A 13,377-nucleotide genomic window follows, 5' to 3' on the forward strand; every position below is an offset into this window, starting at 1 on the left:
CCCGGGGTTCTCCCCGGGCTTTTTTTTCGCATGGCGCGGATGAAGATTAGGCAAACGCCTCCGACGGCGAATTTTCGGCCGCAAGACCGTTCACGGTGACGGCCGGCGCATGGTAGTGCAGAGAGACGGCGGCCAGATAGGGATCCTGATTGCCGATCGAGAACACCACATCATCGGCGTCAAACGTCTGGTTATGATTTTTATCCACGATGACATAGACCGATTTATCCAGTTTCAGCAAACCGACTTCCGCCAACTGGTGGGTGCTGGCGCCGTTGGTCATTTTCGCCAGAACCTGCGAGAACAGCGCCTGGGCGTTGTTGGCGCCCGTCAGACCGCTAAACGCCGCCTGCAGTTCGGTGGCGCTGGTCGCGCTGCCATACAGCGTGGCGGTTTTATCGCCGGCCTTGGAGAAGACCCATTGGCTGGCGGCATCACCGACATTGATCACGCTATTCTGATAGCCGACGTTCAAGGTGACCATGTCATCTATTTTACTGTCGCTGAAGGAGAGTGTCCGTGCCGAGTCCACCGTGGTATTACCTTTTACCTGTGCTTTCAACACCGTCAGGCCGGTATCGTCAATGGTCAGTTGATGCCCGTTCAATTCGTTGATGACAGTGCTGAAATCGTCTTTGTTGGCCAAGGAGTTCAATGTGTTGTAGAAGCTGCCGCCACCGGTGCCGCCTTTCTCCGCCACTAACTGCAGCTTCATATCCGAATAAAAGCGGCGATCGATGTAGTCGTTTCCGCGAATGGTTTGCAGATTATCGCTGAAATCCGCCGCGACGGTGAGGTTGAGCACCAGTGCTTGATCGCCGGCATACATCGCACCGGTCAGTAGCAGGTCGGAAATTGAGTTATCCCCGCCGCTGAGCGTCATGGTGCGGTTTTGCACCATTTCTGCGTTGCTGCCCATATAGACTTCCAGCGTTTGTTTATGGTCAGAGGTAAAGCTGAACGTGCCCATATCCAAATCGAAGAACTTGCCGCTGTCTTTGGTGAATTCCAACGTAAAGCGGGTATCGCTTTGCCGGGTATCATGAATATGAATATGGCTGTTGCTTGTCAGACCGCCGGCCAGTTTGAACGAGTCATTGCTGACGTTAAGCAGTGTCAGGTCGCCGGAATAAGCTGAAATAATCCCACCGGCGTGGCCGGTATAACCGTTGCCGTTGCTCAGGGGCAACTCGGCTTGGGTGAGGGAGGATACGTTGGCGTAAGCCGCGTTGTGGATGCCGGCATTTTGGCTGAAAAGACCAAAGTCGAAGACCTTGCTGCCTTCGCTGGCAACCCATTTTCCGTCGAGATAAATGTCGCCGGTTCCTTTGTAGTGAGTCAGATCGATATAGTCAAAATATCTGAATTGGTTGACGTTGCTGACGATACTGCCGTCGAGATTACCGAGCTGATTTGTGGTCAGATAAACTGATTTGGTAATGAAGTTAGCTGACAGCATTGTGATAGTGGACGAACTCGCGGATTTAGCCTCTGCCAAAAAATGGCTGCCGATATGGTTGGCGCCGCCGTTGACGCCATTGCCGGCCCAGAGCAAGTTTTTCGCCATCAGGCTGGTATGGGCATTGTTCAGGCTGCTGCTTCCTTCAACCACGACGTTTAAAAAGCTGATGGGTAAAGCGGCATCCGCATTGGCGATATTGGCATCGTTGAGGCGCAGAGAAACGAATTTATTGCCCAGCGAAGAGAGCACCATGGTGTTCGTAGCATAGAGACCGGACAGCACGATGGAATTAACATTCTTCAAGGCTGTCACATCAAGGTTCGTGGGCGTATTGACGTTGAGGTTGATCTGACTCAACGTGACTATCTCGGCATTGGTGACCTCATGATCCCCTCTGCCATTAATGCTGGCCACCAGTTTACCGCTATCTGACAGGCTTAACGTTCCGTTGAAGTCCCGTTGATAGCCCAATGCATCGCCCAATTTTATATCGAAGTTTTTCAGCAGACTGGCCTGGGGCGGGTAGGGGTGATTATCCAGTGGGAATTTGCCTTCGCGGAAGGCATCGATAATCAGCGAGGAAGCCTTGATATTGTCGTTGCCGGCCTTCAGCAGGATAGCCTGCGCTGAAGCGCTGTCGAGTGGCTGGCCATAGAGTTTGAGGTAAATCTTTTGATAATCTCCGGCGTTGCGGAATTGGTAGGCGCTTGACAACATTTTAAGCAGATCGCTGTGAGAGGTGCCGCTGGCCAACAAACGGCTAAAGGTATCGAGCGCAGTGGCGTCAGCGGCGGTTCCGGCAACCGTCAGGTACAGCGCCATCACCGCTTCGGTATAAACGGGCGGCGGTAATTCACCTGGTCCATATACATGAGTTGCCGCCGTGAAGTTTTGCTTGGCGGTGGTGGCGGCGGCGTCATTTCTGATGTCATCCATCATGCGCACTATGACATCACCGCGTGTTTCACTGTGATCGTTCAATCCCGTCACGTATTTTTGCAGGTCACTCTCACTGGCGCTTTTACCAAACCCCGTCGAAAATATTTTCCTGACAAAATCGTCGTTGCTGAGTGAATGGATATAGCTTTTCGTGGCGATGAATGCATTGGCGATGTCGACGGTGTTTTTCTTGCCGCTAACCAGTAGGTCGCTCCAGTATTGGACGGCGGCGGAATGGGTCATGCTACCGAGCAGATAATAGAGACCTTGTACATCTGCTGCTGCAGAGAGCTGTGACGGTTGCACCAGCTCTGAAGGATACAGCGTGGTGTTGACGATCGTCTGCAAATGCTGTTGTTGAGCTTGCAGTCCGGCATCGTTGCCCGTGTAGTTTATGACGTTGGCGATCAACTCAGTCGTCAGGTTGCCGAGAGATTTTCCCGCGTTGACCTGCGTGGTGAGCGCGTTCAGCGTCAAGGCATCCGGCTGTGCGCCGGTGGTATTCTGATAGATGTATTGTATTTTTTGGCTGGTGGTCAGGCCATCGTAGCGATGTTGCCCGTCTTGCGAACGAATAAACATATTGGCTAATTCACTTTGCGTGTAATCGCCTTTCTCCAGTTTTTTGGCGAAATAATTCAACGCGTCATCATCGGCTTTTTTGCCCAATGTGGCATAGAACAGCTTGGCTACACCTTGTTGCAAGGTCAGTAGGCTCATGATATTTCCCTGTGTGTTGTTAAAATAAGTGCGAGGCATCGACAAGTACAGCCCAAAACAGCCTGATTGCAATGCGAGTGAACCTAAGGAAATTCTGTATTTGTTGAAAGTGCGGCCACCCACGACGCGAGGCGGCCGCTAATGACCATCAGGCCATGGCTAATTCCGTTGCGGGTGCGGCGGTGTTGCCGGCAAGCGTGATGACTGGCGCCTGATAATGAAGATGGGTCGTGATATCGTGGATGTCTTTATTGCCTAGCGAGAAAATAATATCCTGAGAATCAAGTTTTTGGTTGTTATTATTGTCAATAATAATATAAGCATTATTACCTAGCTTAACCACACCGACGCTTTGCAATAGGGCTTCACCGTTGCCATGCGTTATTTTCGTCAGGGCCTGGTTAAATATGTCCTGCGCGGAATCGCTGGGGCTGACAGCCAGTGAGTCAAACAACGCGTTGACCTGTTCCGTTTGGCTCAGTTCACCGTAAATGACGATCTCGCCTGATGACTTGGCGTTGAAGACCCAAGAACGATTCAAGTTGTTTAGCGAAATAGATCAGGGCGTTATCGTCGGCTTTTTTGCCCAGCGTGGCGTAGAATAGAATGGCAACGTCTTGCTGTAGTTTTAATAAACTCATGGCATTCTCCATGGCGTCGTGAAAAAGCAACATTGGCAAGTAAGTAAAGTCTATCGTCGTCGAAATGCAATTCAGCGGCCGTGGGAAGATCCCGGATTTTCAGGTCGCAGAGGCCTTGCATGCGGTTCTCGGCTTTTTTTGAATCGGACTTTTCGCTACAATACGCCGCCGTCGAAAGCATAAAAATTCCTCTCATTTCTTGTTTTTAACAGCGCCGGCATGACGTTTTCGCGTTATGCACCCATTTTCATTTCGCCGCGGGCTGATGCACACGGCATGGCGAGGTCAGTTGTTCCGATGAAAAACATTCTTTCTATCCAGTCGCACGTGGTGTTTGGTCACGCCGGCAACAGTGCGGCGGAGTTTCCGATGCGCCGCATGGGCGTCAACGTCTGGCCGCTGAACACGGTGCAGTTCTCCAACCATACGCAATACGGTCAGTGGACCGGCTGCGTCATGCCGGCCAGCCACCTGAGCGATATCGCGCAGGGCATCGCCAATATCGATCAACTGAAGCGCTGTGATGCGGTGCTGAGCGGTTATATCGGTTCGCCGGAGCAGGGCGACCATATTCTGGCGATCGTGCGTCAGGTTAAGCAGGCGAATCCGAATGCCTGGTATTTCTGCGATCCGGTGATGGGACATCCGGAAAAGGGCTGCATCGTGGCGCCGGGGGTGGCCGAGTTTCACTGCCGTCAGGCGTTGCCGTGCAGCGACATGGTGGCGCCGAACCTGCTGGAGCTGGAAATGCTGAGCCAGATGGCCGTCGCCAACGTGGACGACGCGGTGCAGGCCGCTCGTTCGCTGATCGCCAAGGGGCCGCGATTGGTGCTGGTCAAGCACCTGGCCCGTGCCGGCTATCACACCGACTGTTTCGAAATGCTGCTGGTGACGGCGGACGAAGCCTGGCACATTAGCCGGCCGCTCGTGGACTTCGGGGCGCGTCAGCCGGTCGGCGTCGGCGATTTGACCAGTGGTCTGCTGCTGGTGGATCTGCTGAAGGGCGAGGCGCTGGATAAAGCGCTGGAGCACGTGACCGCCGCCGTGTATGAGGTGATGCTGACCACGCAGGCGATGGGCGAGTATGAATTGCAGGTGGTGGCGGCGCAGGATCGGATCGTGCAGCCGCGCAGCGAGTTCAGAGCGGTAAAACTGTAAGCGGCATCGGGCCCCGGCGAGAGCCGCCGGGGCTGAACCTTACTTCAATCCTTCGGCGTTCAGCGCCGCATCTACCGCCGGGCGCGCCGCAACGCGATCGAACCAGGCCGCCAGATGGGCGTGCTTGCGCACATCGAACTGCAAGGCGAATGCCCAGCGCAGCACGGTGAACAGGTAGGCGTCGGCCACGCTGAAACGGCTTCCCAACAGGAAGTGCTGCTTCGCCAGCACCGAATCCAGATAGCTGAACTGCTGCTCCAGCCTGGCGCGCGCGATGGTTTTATATTCCTCGGGCGTCTTCGGGTTGAACAGCGGGCTGAACCCTTTGTGCAGCTCGGTGGCGATGTAGTTCAGCCATTCGATCGCGTGGTAGCGCGACAGGGTGCCCGCCGCCGGGATCAGGTTGCGGTCCGGTACGCGGTCCGCCAGGTATTGCACGATCGCCACGCCTTCGGTCAGCAGGCTGCCGTCATCCAGCAGCAGCGCCGGTACCTGTCCCTTGGGGTTGATGGCGAGGTAATCGGCACCGCTCTCGGTTTTCTTCTGCGCCAGATCGACCTTCTCCGCCGTAAAATCCAGCCCTGCCTCACGCAGCACGATATGCGGGGACAGCGAACAGGCGCCGGCTTTATAGAACAGTTTCATCGGAAGCTCCTTGTTGATGACGAATGACGGGCATGCTTAACCTCTCATCGTAGTCCCACAGCGCCAAAATTACAGCGGCTTAGCTAACAAATTTAACCGACGATCGCCTCGGCGGGCTGCAGCTGCGCCAGCGTCGCGGCGATCTGCTGCTGCAGCGCCTGCGGCGCCACCTGCATCGGCGAGCGCAGTTCGTTGGCGATCAGCCCCTGTTGGGCCAGCACGGTCTTGACCGGCGCCGGATTCGGGAAGCTGAACATCTGGTGGATCATCGGCAACAGCTCATAGAAGTTGCTGCGCGCCGCGGCCAGATCGCCGGCGGCGACTTGCTGCACCAGCTGGACGAAACGTTCCGGGTGAACATGCGCGGCGGCGGAGATGGCGCCGGTGCCGCCGAGGCACAGCGTGGTGAGGATCAGATTGTCTTCCCCGGTCATCACATCGATTTCGCCGTCGGCGATCAGCGCCATGGTGGCGTCAGGGTTGCCGCCGCAATCCTTGATGGCGGTGATGCGCGGGTGACGTGCGAGCCGGCGCAGCGTGGCCAGCTCCATGGCGATGCCGGTGCGCTGCGGAATGTTGTACAGGATCACCGGCACGGTGGAGGCGTCGGCCAACTGGGTGAAATAGTCTATCAGGCCGCATTGCGAAGGGCGGATGTAGTAAGGCGCCGGGATCAGCACGCCGGCGATGTCGCGCAGCTGAATGGCCTGCTGCATCTGCAGCGTGGCGGCCATGTTATTGCCGGAAAGGCCCATCACCACCTGATGGGCGGGCGCCACCTCCAGCACGGCGTCGAGCACCGCCAGCTGTTCTTCCTTGCTTAGCGCGGCGGCTTCACCGGTAGAGCCGCAGACCACCAGACCGTCGATGCCGGCGTCGAGCAGGTGCCGCGCCAGGCGTTTAACCGCCGGCAGATCGACGGCATCTTGATTGAAAGGGGTAACCATCGCTACCCAAATACCCGAAAATGAGGCCATAAAATATTCCTTCTGTGTGACCGACAGAGAAGCCAGATGAGAAAATTGAAGGCGGGGCATTGCAGGCCATCCAGTCAGCTCATCTGACGGGACAGCTCGCCCCGGTCAAATGAGCGTCTGTTTCTTTGATGTAACCGCCGCCAAACCGCCAACGGGCAACGCCGGGAGAATCGGTGTATTAACGTTGCGCGGATAGGTCATGGCAGTCTCGTGAAAAGAGGATGTGGAGGTGATAATGAATATTCTTCATCAGGCTGTCAATTTACAACAGATTGATAACATTGTTATTCATGATGGGTGAGGGCAGATGAGTTTGGCTAATAAACGACAATCCCCGCGGCGGCGGGGATTGTTTGGCTGATTCAGCGCGGCGGGCGGGTACCGATGGTGGCGGACCAGCTGAAGGTGTCGCCGCTTGGTCGGTAGCGGTTGGCCTTGCGCTCCGCGCGCTCTGCCTTGGCGAGCTTCGCTCTGGCGGCCATGATGCGCGCCACCACTTCATCTTTGACCTTGTGCTGTTCGGCGTTGGTCAGCGGCCGGCCGTGGCTTTTACGCGCTTTGTCCAGCTCGGTTTTGACTTCTCGTTGCTCGCTTTCCGTCATCTCTTTCAACGTCAACTTTTTCATCTTTGCCGCCCGTTCGGTGAAGTTGGCTTTCAGTTTAACGGCGTTATGTGACCGAAAATGTTATGGGCATAACGAAAATGCCCCGTAAGCCCAGGTTACACCTCTTCCAGCAGATCGTCGACAAAGCGCCGCATGCGTTCGGTGCGCTGCTCGGCCATCTGTCGCCCGGCGGCGGTCTGGAAGCCGTCTTGCAGCTTGAAGAGCTTGGTTTCGAAGTGATCCAGGCTGAAACGCTTGTCATCGTATTGACGATGTTCGGCCCGCGGATCCGCAGCGTCATACAGCGCGCTGCGCATGCGGCCGCCGATATAGAAGCAGCGGGCTACGCCAATCAGGCCAATGGCGTCGAGACGATCGGCGTCCTGCAGGATCTTCGCTTCCAGCGTTTGCGGAGGGATGCCGGCGGAAAAACTGTGTGCTTCGATAGCGTGGGCCACCGCCGCGATGTCCGCCGGCGACCATTCAAGCCGGGTCAGCGTCAGCGTGGCTTGCTGCGCCGCCATGCGCGAAGCCAGGTGACGCTGCGGCGAATTCTTTTCCACCGCCACGGCGTCATGTAGCAGCACCGCCGCGCAGAGAATGCGCCGGTCGCCGCCTTCCAGCTTGCTGATGCGGCGGCAGTTCTTCCAGACTCGGTGTAGGTGCGCCACATCGTGCGAGCCATCGTCCGATTCGAGGGTGAGCGGCAGCAGCGTTTGCGCCAGCGTCTGGTAGGGGGAAAACGGCTGTAACAGCTCTTGCGTTAGCGAGGGTAAAGACACGTTCAGCTCCTGTTGGGGGAAATCGGGCAATCAGCATAGCCGCGTCGGAGGTCGAGAGAATGACAGAAGACGACTATTGTTTACTAAAGTGCAACCTACTATTGTCACAACTGCGGTTTTTGCAGCGAAACAAGCAACCTAGAATAGCCGCATTCCGCCGTCTCCGCCTGGTGAGAGCCTGTGTCCGCGGAGATGGTCGGAATATCCTTATCAGCCATGGGAGAAGAGACATGCCAACCCCTCTTGAGATAGTGCGCGCGACTTACGAAGGCAGTTCCGAAGAAAACGGCCGTAATCTGCTGGCGGCGCTGTCCCCCGATGCCGAGTGGACCGAAGCCGCCGGTTTCCCTTACGCCGGTACTTATATCGGCCCGGAGAATATCATCAAGAACGTGCATCAGCGTTTGGGCAGCGAATGGCAAGGTTACCGCGCCGATGTCGATCACTTTTACGACGCCGGCGACAACGTGATTGCTCAGGGTTTTTATCACGGCACTTACCGGGCCACCGGCAAAACCTTCAGCGCCTCCTTTGCGCATATTTATACGGTGCGCGCCGGCAAGATCGTGAAGTTCGTGCAGATTGTCGACAGCGCTAAAGTGCTGGAAGCGATGCAGCCTTAATCGCCGCTGTGCTTGCCGAATTTGCGGTCAAACTCGCGCCGGTAACCCCGAGCCTTGTTGCGATCGCGGATCCACAAATAGCCGCACACCAGCGCAACCGCTCCCGAGAAGGTGACGTTGCGCATATCCCGGTCATACCAAAACACCAACAGCGCATCCAGCGCAGCAATCAGCGCGATCCATTTGTACATATGGGATTGGCGCCGCGTGGCGGCGTTGAGTCGTTTTAACTGTCTGGCTTCGTCCAACACCGGTTTTTGCTGCATAGCGTTTCGTTATCATCAGGCTGTTCACGCTAAATTAGCAGAATCCTGCCAACTGCCGCAAAGATTAACGCACGCCGTCAGGCGGTTTTCAGCGTTCCCCGGGGCACGCTGAAAATTTATGCGCAGACGCTGGTATTGTTTATCGGGTGTGATAGGTTATTTATTCGCTATTTATGGGTTTTTATTCAATCGTCGCTGTGTCATCAAGCCGTAGCACTGGGCGGTTAACGTGATGGGTTCGACGCATGCGGCGGTTAACTTCGGCAGGAGAACATGATGAACGATAAGACGGCACGCCCGCAGGATGTGGTTCAACAACAGCTTGACGCCTATAACGCCCGCGATATCGAGGCCTTTATGGCCTGTTGGGCGGATGACGCGCAGTATTACGAACACCCCGACACGCTGCTGGCCAGCGGCAAGGCGGCGATCCGCGAACGGCATCTGGCGCGCTTTCGCGAGCCGAGCCTGTACGGCGAACGAATAAAACGCATGGCGGTGGGGAATATGGTGGTCGATCAGGAGGTGGTGACGCGCAACTTCCCGCAGGGGCGCGGCAAAATGGATGTCATCGCCATTTACGAAGTGGAACAGGGGCGGATCGCCAAAGCCTGGTTCAAGATCGGCCCCTGCGTGCCGGACGAAGGCGCGCTCTAGCCGCGCCTTATTGCAACGCCATCACCGCCTCTATCTCTACGCACACTGCGGGTGAGAACAACGCGCTGACCGCCATCAATGAACAGGCCGGCAGCGCGCCGTCGAAATAGTCAAACAGCACCGGGCGCACGCTCGCCAGATCGGCGATGTCGGTCAGGAACACGCTGATTTTAATCAATGCCTTGAGATTGACGCCTTCGCTGGCGGCGATGGTCGCCAATTGCTCAAGGATCTCCTGCGTTTGCTGCGGCGCGCTCAAGCCCTGCGCGTCGGTGGCGAAGGCCGTCAAGCCAGATACGTACAGGCGATCGCCGTGGCGCACGGCGTGCACATAAGGGCCACCCGGCGTAGGCAATTGCGGATAATTAATGCGTTTTAATGATGTCATGGTCAAACCCCGCGCAAGACCGGTTAATAAAATCGACAAACTTGGTTAGGATACTGGAGAAAACGCGGCAAAGCGCCGCACGCCGATGATATCTGAGAGAATCATCCCCCTTTATGTTATACGCCGTCTCTCACGCGAATGTGACAGTGCGGCGCAGATCGGCAACAAGGACGCAGAGACGATGAACCCGCTTTTTACGCCTTACCTGCAGCGCTGGCGGCTGGAGCAGGACGGCAAAGCCTTCGAAACCCACAGCAGTCTATTGATGCCGGTGCGTTACCGGGGCGCGGCGGCCATGCTGAAGATCGCCCGCGAGCAGGAGGAGCGCTTCGGCGGGCAGCTGATGTGCTGGTGGCGTGGAGAAGGCGCCGCGCAGGTGCTGGCGTGGCACGACGACGGCATTTTGCTGGAGCGCGCGCAGGGCGAAGGGTCGTTGGCGCAGCTGGTGCGTGACGGCGACGATGAACAAGCCACGCAGATCCTGTGCCGGGCGATCGCCGCCTTGCATGCGCCGCGGGCGGCGCCGTTGCCTGAGCTTATCCCGTTGCAGGAGTGGTTCAGCTCGCTGTGGCCAGCGGCCCAGGCGCACGGCGGCATGCTGCGTCTCAGCGCCACGGCGGCGGCGGAGCTGTTGAGCAGCCCGCGAGAAGAAAGCGTGTTGCACGGGGATATCCACCATGACAATGTGCTGGACTTTGGCGCACGCGGTTGGCTGGCGATCGATCCCAAGCGTTTGTACGGTGAACGGGGCTTCGATTACGCCAACATCTTCTGCAATCCTAACTACGGCGTCGCCACCGATCCGGCCATTTTCCATCGCCGCGTGGAACAGGTGTGCCGGTTGGCCGGGCTGGATCGCCGGCGTCTGCTGCAATGGATCCTGGCCTGGTCGGGGCTTTCCGCCGCCTGGTTTATGGAAGACGGGCAGGCGGCGGACATTGATTTTCGCGTCGCTGAACTGGCGGCGCGCGCGCTGGATCTCACGTTGCCGGACGGCGATTCAGGGTTCATCCTGCCAGTAATCGAGCGAGGCTGAAGGGCGCTGCAGATAACGCACCTGCTCGCCATCATTGCCGCGCGCCATCGCCTGGTATTTACCTGAGTCCGGATACATCACCACTTCCGGCTGTTCGCGCGTGCTGACGGACAGATACTTAAGCGGCGCATCGGAGGTGTTGATGATCTGGTGCGGGTATTCCGGGCCAGGCGGAATGAAAATGACATCTCCGCTGATGATCGGCAGCATTTCTCCGGCTACCCGCAGCGTTCCGCTGCCTTCCAGAATGATGAACATTTCCTCCTGAGCGTAGTGAAAATGATAGGGGCAGGAACGCATGCCCGGCGCCACACAATCGAAGGAGGCGCCCAGCTTGTCGGCGGCGGTGCCGGTGCCGAGACGAGCGCCGACGCTGTCATACAGCGGCGGCCGCCGGTCATGCTTCATCTCTACCTGTTCGACATTGCGTATCAAGCGCTGGGCCAACAGCGCGGCTTTCTCGGTCATAATCTTCCTTGGTGACGGTGTCACTTATTATGTGAATTGACATTCAGACGACAGAGAAAGTGAAGGCGCCACGGCGCCGCTTGTCAATGTAGACCGCCCGTTACGCCACGGTGGTTCGCCGCGGCAGCGACAGCAGCAGATGCGCGATGGCGCCGCCGACAATGCCCCAGAATGCCGAACCGATGCCGAGCAACGTGACGCCGGAGGCGGTGATGAGGAAGGCGATCAGCGCCGCGTCGCGCTGTTTTTCATCATGCAGCGCGCGTTGCAGGCTGCCGCCGATGGTGCCGAGCAGTGCCAGCCCGGCGATGGTGTGGATCAAGGCGACCGGCAACGCGCTGAACAGCAGGCCGATGGCGCCGCCGAACAACCCGGCCAACAAATAGAAGCCGCCGGCGGCCACCGCGCCCATATAGCGCCGCTTTGGATCGGGATGCACGTCCGGCCCCATGCAAATCGCGGCGGTAATGGCGGCGATGCACACCGAGAAACCGCCGAATGGCGCCAGCAGCAGCGCAGTCAGCGCTGTCCAGGCGATCAGCGGTGAGGTGGGGACACGGTAGCCCGCCGCCTGCAGCGTAGCGATCCCGGGGGCGTTCTGTGAAGCCATGGTGACCACGAAGAAGGGCACGCCGATGCCGAGCAGCGTCGGCCAGCTGAAATGCGGCGCGATAAATTCCGGCACGGCGACCGCCGACGCCTGTTGCGCCAGATGGATATCGCCCTGTAGCGCGGCGATCGCCAGCCCAATCGCCAGCGTCAGTACGATGGCGTAGCGCGGCAGGTAACGGCGGCTGAGCAGATAGGCCAGCCCCATACCGGCGCTGAGGAGGAAATTGAGCTGCAGTGAAGCGAAGGCGTCCAGCCCGAAACGCAGCAGGATCCCCGCCAACATCGCGGCAGAAATCGCCTGCGGAATATAATCCATCAGGCGGGCGAACAGCCCGGTGACGCCGCAGAGCAGGATCAGGCCCGACGCGAAGATGAACACCCCGATCGCCTCATTGATCGGCGTGCCGGGCAGGCTGGTGACCAGCAGCGCCGCTCCTGGCGTCGACCACGCGGTGAGGATCGGGGTGCGATAGTACAGCGAAAGCCCCAGCGAGGTGACGCCCATCGCGATCCCAAGCGTGCTCAGCCAGCCGCCGATCTGCGCCGGCGTGGCGCCAGCAGCGGCGGCGGCCTGGAAAATGATGGCGGCAGAGCTGGTGTAGCCAACCAGAACGGCGACAAAGCCGGCCATGACGGCGGGCAGGGTCAGATGGCGCAAGGAGAGGGCTGGGCGCATGAGGAGCTCCAATCGGTGAGTGTGCGTTATAACGCACGTTGAGAAATTAGCATAGCACCGTGCGCTATAGCGCACAAGCGGGTATAATCGAGCGCGATATGCAGAGGAGAACAGGATGCAGGAACTTGCCGGCCATTTGGCGCACACCCTTCGCACGCTGCGCGCGCAGCGCGGCTGGAGCCTGACGCAGGCGGCGGAATACACCGGCGTCAGCAAGGCGATGCTCGGGCAGATTGAGCGCGGCGAATCCAGCCCGACGGTGGCGACGCTGTGGAAGATCGCCACCGGTTTCAACGTGGCGTTCTCCGCCTTTCTTGAGGCGTCGCCCGCGCAGCAGCAGGCGACGCTGCACCGCTACGGCGAGTTTCCGGTGTACGATCAGGACAACGCCGATATGCGCGTGGTGCCGCTGTTTCCGTACGATCGCCAGCTGGGTTTCGACATGTTCGTCATCGATCTCGCGCCGGGCGCGCTCAGCGAATCGTCGCCGCATGAGCCGGGCGTGATTGAGCATGTGATCGTGATCAGCGGCCGGTTGGAATTGGCGATAGACGGCGAGTGGCACAGCCTGGCGGCCGGCGAGGCGATGCGCTTTCAGGCCGATCGGCCGCATGCCTACCGCAACGCCGGTTCACACACGGTGCGCATTCACGATCTGATCCACTATCCTCAATCCTGACTCAACGCGGCGGCCGCGGGCTTTGACTCCGCGCCGCCAAACG

General features: G+C 58.2%; 15 protein-coding genes. 5 read left to right on the plus strand and 10 right to left on the minus strand.

Annotated elements, in window-relative coordinates:
* Positions 1–46: 46 nt before the first annotated feature.
* Both SERRSCBI_RS10655 and SERRSCBI_RS10660 read right to left on the minus strand, forming a co-directional pair.
* Positions 47–3,121, minus strand: a complete 3,075-nt coding sequence (locus SERRSCBI_RS10655; RefSeq protein ID WP_042784381.1) for a hypothetical protein — start codon at positions 3,119–3,121, stop codon at positions 47–49.
* Between the two features lie 148 nt (positions 3,122–3,269).
* The gene (locus tag SERRSCBI_RS10660) at positions 3,270–3,662 is read right to left on the minus strand and encodes a hypothetical protein (protein WP_156965096.1); all 393 of its coding nucleotides are present in this window, start codon (positions 3,660–3,662) and stop codon (positions 3,270–3,272) included.
* Positions 3,663–4,059: 397 nt separating this feature from the next.
* On the opposite strand from SERRSCBI_RS10660, the gene pdxY reads away from it, so the two are divergent.
* Positions 4,060–4,920, plus strand: a complete 861-nt coding sequence (gene pdxY, locus SERRSCBI_RS10670; protein WP_042784385.1) for a pyridoxal kinase PdxY — start codon at positions 4,060–4,062, stop codon at positions 4,918–4,920.
* Positions 4,921–4,959: 39 nt separating this feature from the next.
* Here the strand turns inward: pdxY and gstA are convergent, their stop codons facing one another.
* From gstA to SERRSCBI_RS10690, 4 genes are all read right to left on the minus strand, one after another.
* Positions 4,960–5,565, minus strand: coding sequence for a glutathione transferase GstA (gstA, locus tag SERRSCBI_RS10675; protein WP_025302671.1), 606 nt, complete (start codon positions 5,563–5,565; stop codon positions 4,960–4,962).
* Between the two features lie 92 nt (positions 5,566–5,657).
* Positions 5,658–6,542, minus strand: a complete 885-nt coding sequence (gene dapA / locus SERRSCBI_RS10680) for a 4-hydroxy-tetrahydrodipicolinate synthase (protein ID WP_042784387.1) — start codon at positions 6,540–6,542, stop codon at positions 5,658–5,660.
* Between the two features lie 362 nt (positions 6,543–6,904).
* Positions 6,905–7,168: a DUF3811 domain-containing protein gene (locus SERRSCBI_RS10685; protein ID WP_033642935.1), complete on the minus strand. Its 264-nt coding sequence runs from the start codon at positions 7,166–7,168 to the stop codon at positions 6,905–6,907.
* A gap of 95 nt (positions 7,169–7,263) precedes the next feature.
* Positions 7,264–7,959 (minus strand): HD domain-containing protein, encoded by a 696-nt coding sequence (locus SERRSCBI_RS10690; RefSeq protein ID WP_080376477.1) that lies wholly within the window; start codon positions 7,957–7,959, stop codon positions 7,264–7,266.
* Between the two features lie 200 nt (positions 7,960–8,159).
* On the opposite strand from SERRSCBI_RS10690, the gene SERRSCBI_RS10695 reads away from it, so the two are divergent.
* Entirely contained in the window at positions 8,160–8,552 is a 393-nt protein-coding gene (locus SERRSCBI_RS10695; protein ID WP_042784390.1) for a nuclear transport factor 2 family protein, read from the plus strand.
* On the opposite strand, the gene SERRSCBI_RS10700 is transcribed toward SERRSCBI_RS10695, so the two are convergent.
* Positions 8,549–8,818 carry a hypothetical protein gene (locus tag SERRSCBI_RS10700; RefSeq protein ID WP_033642938.1) on the minus strand — a complete coding sequence of 90 codons (270 nt, stop codon included), beginning with the start codon at positions 8,816–8,818 and terminating at the stop codon, positions 8,549–8,551. The genes SERRSCBI_RS10695 and SERRSCBI_RS10700 overlap by 4 nt on opposite strands.
* Before the next feature lie 276 nt (positions 8,819–9,094).
* Between SERRSCBI_RS10700 and SERRSCBI_RS10705 the strand changes: the two genes are divergently transcribed.
* Positions 9,095–9,475 (plus strand): nuclear transport factor 2 family protein, encoded by a 381-nt coding sequence (locus tag SERRSCBI_RS10705; RefSeq protein ID WP_033642939.1) that lies wholly within the window; start codon positions 9,095–9,097, stop codon positions 9,473–9,475.
* 7 nt (positions 9,476–9,482) lie between these two features.
* Here the strand turns inward: SERRSCBI_RS10705 and SERRSCBI_RS10710 are convergent, their stop codons facing one another.
* Positions 9,483–9,863 (minus strand): RidA family protein, encoded by a 381-nt coding sequence (locus SERRSCBI_RS10710; protein ID WP_033644265.1) that lies wholly within the window; start codon positions 9,861–9,863, stop codon positions 9,483–9,485.
* 181 nt (positions 9,864–10,044) lie between these two features.
* On the opposite strand from SERRSCBI_RS10710, the gene SERRSCBI_RS10715 reads away from it, so the two are divergent.
* Complete coding sequence (locus SERRSCBI_RS10715; protein ID WP_033642940.1) at positions 10,045–10,899, plus strand: aminoglycoside phosphotransferase family protein; 855 nt, start codon at positions 10,045–10,047, stop codon at positions 10,897–10,899.
* Here SERRSCBI_RS10715 and SERRSCBI_RS10720 read toward each other — a convergent pair.
* Together SERRSCBI_RS10720 and SERRSCBI_RS10725 are read right to left on the minus strand one after the other, a co-directional pair.
* On the minus strand, positions 10,864–11,367 hold the full coding sequence (locus SERRSCBI_RS10720) for a cupin domain-containing protein (RefSeq protein WP_042784393.1): 504 nt from the start codon (positions 11,365–11,367) through the stop codon (positions 10,864–10,866). The genes SERRSCBI_RS10715 and SERRSCBI_RS10720 overlap by 36 nt on opposite strands.
* Before the next feature lie 100 nt (positions 11,368–11,467).
* Positions 11,468–12,655, minus strand: a complete 1,188-nt coding sequence (locus SERRSCBI_RS10725; RefSeq protein ID WP_042784394.1) for a benzoate/H(+) symporter BenE family transporter — start codon at positions 12,653–12,655, stop codon at positions 11,468–11,470.
* Between the two features lie 115 nt (positions 12,656–12,770).
* Here SERRSCBI_RS10725 and SERRSCBI_RS10730 point away from each other — a divergent pair, with 115 nt between their 5' ends.
* Positions 12,771–13,334, plus strand: a complete 564-nt coding sequence (locus SERRSCBI_RS10730) for a helix-turn-helix domain-containing protein (protein ID WP_042784395.1) — start codon at positions 12,771–12,773, stop codon at positions 13,332–13,334.
* Positions 13,335–13,377 lie beyond the last annotated feature (43 nt).

It is taken from the genome of Serratia sp. SCBI, from assembly GCF_000747565.1.
Classification (GTDB): domain Bacteria; phylum Pseudomonadota; class Gammaproteobacteria; order Enterobacterales; family Enterobacteriaceae; genus Serratia; species Serratia ureilytica.